The following is a 4,884-nucleotide window of genomic DNA, read 5'->3' on the forward strand; positions in this document are numbered from 1 at the left end:
TGATTGTGTCAACGTGATCGGAGCCCACTAGGACGGCCCGAACGGTACCCACCCGTCGGACGTCCGGGGATGATGTTGTGAGGGTGTCTAGGGGTTCTTGGCGTGGTTTCTGGGTCTGTGAAAACACTGCCGCGGGTTGGGACGATACCCGGGGTCCCGGTTGTTGGAAGCTGGCGTCTGGCGGAGTAGTGCGTCAGAGGTAGCTGCAGATTTGTTCGGGATCGCAGCTTGCGTCGGTCCCGGACGCGGCAGTGGCGTGAAGGCCGGCGACGATGGATCGCAGCGCCATTAGTTCAGAAATCTGGTGGTCCAGTTCGGCCAGCTGGTTGGAGAGAAGGTCTTGGACGTGGGCGCAGGGGGCTTCTCCGGCGTCACGGAGGCTAAGAATTTCGCGTATTTGGGTCAGGGCGAGGCCTGCGGCCCGTCCGCGGCGGATGAATTCGAGCCTGGCCACGGAGTCGTCATGGTAGTCCCGGTAGCCGTTAGAGGATCTTTTCGCTGCCGGGAGAAGCCCGCTGTCCTCGTAGAAACGCAGCGTCTTGGTTGTCATCCCTGCCGCTGCCGCGGCCTCACCGATACGCATCATGAACTCATTTCTTAGCAGGCGGCCAGGACGGCGATTCCTTGACATTCCAGTGTAGGGGAAGGTTGAGAATGGGATGCAGAGCTGGTCTTCGGTTGAAGGCTGCACATGGCGGTCGGTTGAGCAACAGGTGTGCTGGCGGCTGCTTCCCTTCCATCTTCAGGAGTCCCTCGTGTCGGCAGCATCTTTCGATTATGACCTGGCCATTATCGGTTCCGGCGGGGCTGCTTTCGCTGCGGCCATCCGGGCAACCAGCCGTGGCAAGCGGGTGTTGATGGTGGAGCGCAGCACTGTGGGAGGCACGTGCGTGAACACGGGCTGCATCCCGTCCAAGGCCCTGCTGGCCGCCGCGGAAGCCCGCCATGTCGCCCTCGATGCTTCCGGACGGTTCCCCGGTATCAGCACCTCCGCAGAGCCGGTGGATATGCCCGAACTGGTCGCCGGGAAGCGCTCACTGGTCGAATCCATGCGGTCAGAGAAGTATGTGGATCTCGCCGCGGGCTATGGATGGAACCTGCAGCGGGGGACGGCGGTGTTCGCCGGAACCGCAGCCGCACCGGTTTTGAACATCACCGCCCCGGGCGGAACCACCGAGACAGTCAGCGCGGAACACTACCTGGTCGCGACCGGCTCCACCCCCTGGATCCCTGAAGTGCCGGGAATGGACGAGGTGGATTATCTGACGTCCACGAGTGCGATGGAGCTGCAGGACGTTCCCGCTTCGATGCTGGTGGTGGGCGGCGGGTATGTGGCGCTGGAGCAGGCGCAGCTTTTCGCCCGGCTCGGCACGGAGGTGACCATCCTGGTCCGGTCCAAGCTCGCCTCGGCCGAAGAGCCTGAAGCCGGGCATGCCCTCGCCGGTGTCTTCGCCGATGAGGGCATCCGGGTCGTCCGTCGAGCGACAGCGTCCTCGGTCCGGACCGATGAGGTGTCGGGGGACGTGGTCGTGGATGCTTCCGTCTCAGGAGGAAACGAGGAATTCAGGGCCGCGCGCCTGCTCATGGCAACAGGCCGGCGCCCGGTCACGGAGGATTTGAACCTTTGCATGGTCGGCGTTGAAACCGGGGACCGCGGGGAAGTCCTGGTCGACGGGAGCCTTCGCAGTACTAATCCGAGGATCTGGGCCGCGGGTGATGTGACGGGTCACCCGGAGTTCGTTTATGTCGCCGCCGCGCACGGGGCCCTGATGGTGGAGAACGCCTTTGAGGGTGCCGGGCGTGAGGTCGATTACCGGCACCTGCCCCGGGTCACGTTTACCAGCCCTGCCCTGGCCGCTGTCGGGATGACGGACAAGGAAGCGAACCAGGCAGGGATCCGGTGCATGTGCCGGGTTCTGCCGCTCAAATTTATCCCTCGCGCGCTGGTGAACCGTGATACCCGCGGCTTCATCAAGATCGTTGCCGACGCGGACACGGGTCGGATTGTAGGGATCACTGTCGTGGGTAAGGACGCCGGGGACATCGCCGCCGCAGGGATTTACATTCTGGAGGCCGGGATGACCGTTGATCAGGTCGCGAATCTCTGGAGCCCCTATCTGACCATGGCCGAAGGCATCAAGATAGCAGCCCAGTCCTTCACTACTGACGTCTCCAAACTGTCCTGTTGCGCGGCATGAAGTGGTCAACGACAACCTATGTGTTCGTGGGGCGGGCGGCCGCGGCTACCTTTTAGTGCGCGTTCCTTGTCAGGCTGTGGGCGAGGCGGTAGGAATCGGTGCCGGTTTCGATGATGGTGCCGTTGAACGTCAGCCGGTCAACGATCGCGGCGCAGAGGCGCGGGTCGGTGAATGTCTTGGTCCAGCCGGAGAACGACTCGTTGGAAGCGATGGCGATGGAGTTCTTCTCTTCGCGTTCGGTGAGGACCTGGAAGAGGAGTTCGGCGCCGCGCCGGTCCAGTTCCATATAGCCGAGCTCGTCAATGCAGAGCAGGTCCACTCGGCCGTATCTGGCGATGGTCTTGGCGAGGACTTTGTCGTCGGCGGCTTCGACGAGTTCGTTCACGAGCCGGGTGGCCAAAGTGTATTTGACCCGGTATCCCTTCTCCGCCGCGGCGGTGCCCAGCCCGATAAGCAGGTGGGATTTGCCGGTTCCGGAGTCCCCGATCAGGCATAGCGGTGCACCTTTTCGAATCCATTCGCCGGTAGCGAGGGTATGGATGGTAGCGGGGTTGATGTTCGTGTTCGCGTCGAAATCGAAATCACCGAGCCATTTATCCCGGGGAAAGTTCGCGGCTTTGACGCGTCGGATTGAGGAGCGACGGTCCCGGTCATCGCATTCGGCCAGCAGCAGCTCGGCCAGGAAGCCTTGGTAAGAGAGTTGTTCCTTCCCCGCGACGGTCAGAGCTTCGTCCAGAACCGCCCGGATGGTGGGCAGGCGCAATCGGCGGCATGCTTGGTCCACGGCCGCGACCGCGGCCTGCTCAGTCAGACCGCGGCGCCGTCGCAGGGTTGGGGTGATGGTGGTGGCCGGTGCGGTGGGGCTCATGAGATGTTTTCCTTCGACGCGGTTCCTGCGGAGTGTTCGGTGCGTTTGGCCAGCAGCTCGTCATAGGCGCTGATCGCCGGGAGCGGCCGCTTGTCTGGAGGGAGCCCGGCGATGACCGCCGCCGGGTCCATCAGCCGGCGCTGGGTCAGGCTGACAACTCGTTGCACTTTCGCTTCAGCATGAGCACCGCGATGACGGTCAGGACGGGACCCACCAGCAGGGATGCTGGAGGCATGTCGGCGGCCTTCAACCGCCACGACGTCGGCACTGACGGCACCTACTCCAAGGGCTGCGGTGATCCCTGCCTCGATGTCTTCGGCTTCCATCGATCGGTGCAGCAGCAGGACGTCAATCAGTTCACGGGTCCCCGCGGCATCACCGTTGACCCTGCGCGAGGCAGACCAGAAGGCGTCATGGGCGCTGGTGAAAGCACCCGACTCCCGCGCCCTGGCCAAAGCAGTGGAACCAGGCAAAGCGCCGGGCTTGGTCTTGAGGACCTCCAGATAATGGTCCAACTGGACCGACTGCCCGCCCTTGGCAATAATCCGCTGGTGCCGGGCCGCCACCGCGCGGCCGTCGAACACCACAACTTCGGATGCCCGCAATGAAACCCGGACCCGCCGACCGATGAACCGTGCTGGCACCGAGTACTTCACCATCCGCACGGTGATCATTGAGGACCGGTCCACTCTCGGGTTCAACACCAGACCGGGATCGAACTCGTCGGCCGGCAACGGTGCCAGGAACGGGCGCTCGGCGGCGAAGTCCTGGCCGATAGTGCGGATCCTGCCATCAATCCGCCGCTGATCGTCTTGAACCTCCCGGCTCCGGATCCAGTCGTTGAGCTCATCAAGGGACCTCGCCACGGGCATCGGGGTCAGCCGGTTGCGGCGGAACCAGCCCACCTCGCCCTCGACCCCGCCTTTCTCGTGAGCGCCGGCAAGACCTGGCTGGCAATAAAAGGCATCAAATCCATAGAACGAGCGAAACAACACCCACCGGTCATTCTCCAGGCGGTTCCGCCCCTGACCGAACACCACGGCCCTGACGGCACTGGTGAGGTTGTCATAGCGGATATGTTTGACCGGCACGCCGCCGATCTCGTTGAACGCCTCGACGTGGCCTTCCAGAAACGCTTCCTGGGCCTGGGTGGGGTAAATCCGGTGGATGGCTTTGCCGGAGTGAGAAAGCCGGAAGATGAACATGTGGCATTTCGTCTTTACCCCGTCCAGCACGATCCAGACTTCACCGAAGTCCACTTCCGCTTCCGCGCCCGGGGCGTGCTCCTGAGGAACAAATACCTCAACCCGGCGGCCGGCCTCCACATCGATCTGCGCCCGGCGGACCCGAACGTAGTCACGCACCGTCGAATACGACAACTCGTCCGCTCCATGCTCCTCGATGAGCCGGGCAAGAATCCTCCGGGCAGTGTGACGCTGCTTCCTCGGCGCCGTCGTGTCCTCGACGAGCATGGCGTCGATCGTCGGTTTATAAGGATCAAGCCGCGGCGAGGACCGTACAGGAGTTTTACGCTCTGGCGGGACCGGGGAACTTAACGCCTTACGCACGGTTTTCCGCGCCACCTGGTGCCTGCGGGCAAGCTCCCGGATTGACGCGCCCTCCACCCGGGCATCCCTCCGAATCTGCGCGAACAACTCCACTCTTGACCCCATCCCGGCCCTCCCGTCGTCGATCCAACACTGGATGGATCAACGTTCACAGGTGGGTACCATTCAAGCCGTCATTAGGTTCGGCATGTCCGGCTGGTGGGTACCGTTCGGGCCGTCCTAGTGGGCTCCGATCAGACTGTCATACTCA

General features: G+C 63.2%; 4 protein-coding genes. 1 reads left to right on the top strand and 3 read right to left on the bottom strand.

The annotated features are described in order from the left end of the window. Nucleotides 1–193: 193 nt before the first annotated feature. Entirely contained in the window at nucleotides 194–583 is a 390-nt protein-coding gene (locus DC347_RS13025; RefSeq protein WP_031216440.1) for a heavy metal-responsive transcriptional regulator, read from the bottom strand. A 172-nt stretch (nucleotides 584–755) separates the two neighbouring features. Between DC347_RS13025 and merA the strand changes: the two genes are divergently transcribed. After that, on the top strand, nucleotides 756–2,198 hold the full coding sequence (merA, locus tag DC347_RS13030) for a mercury(II) reductase (protein ID WP_011691634.1): 1,443 nt from the start codon (nucleotides 756–758) through the stop codon (nucleotides 2,196–2,198). Between the two features lie 52 nt (nucleotides 2,199–2,250). Here merA and istB read toward each other — a convergent pair whose 3' ends face one another. Both istB and istA read right to left on the bottom strand, forming a co-directional pair. After that, complete coding sequence (istB, locus tag DC347_RS13035; RefSeq protein WP_011691635.1) at nucleotides 2,251–3,066, bottom strand: IS21-like element helper ATPase IstB; 816 nt, start codon at nucleotides 3,064–3,066, stop codon at nucleotides 2,251–2,253. Then, nucleotides 3,063–4,739 carry an IS21 family transposase gene (gene istA / locus DC347_RS13040; protein ID WP_011691636.1) on the bottom strand — a complete coding sequence of 559 codons (1,677 nt, stop codon included), beginning with the start codon at nucleotides 4,737–4,739 and terminating at the stop codon, nucleotides 3,063–3,065. Before istA ends, istB begins: the two co-directional genes overlap by 4 nt. Nucleotides 4,740–4,884 lie beyond the last annotated feature (145 nt).

The sequence above is a fragment of the Pseudarthrobacter sp. AG30 genome, assembly GCF_003116525.1.
In the GTDB taxonomy this organism is placed as follows: domain Bacteria; phylum Actinomycetota; class Actinomycetes; order Actinomycetales; family Micrococcaceae; genus Arthrobacter.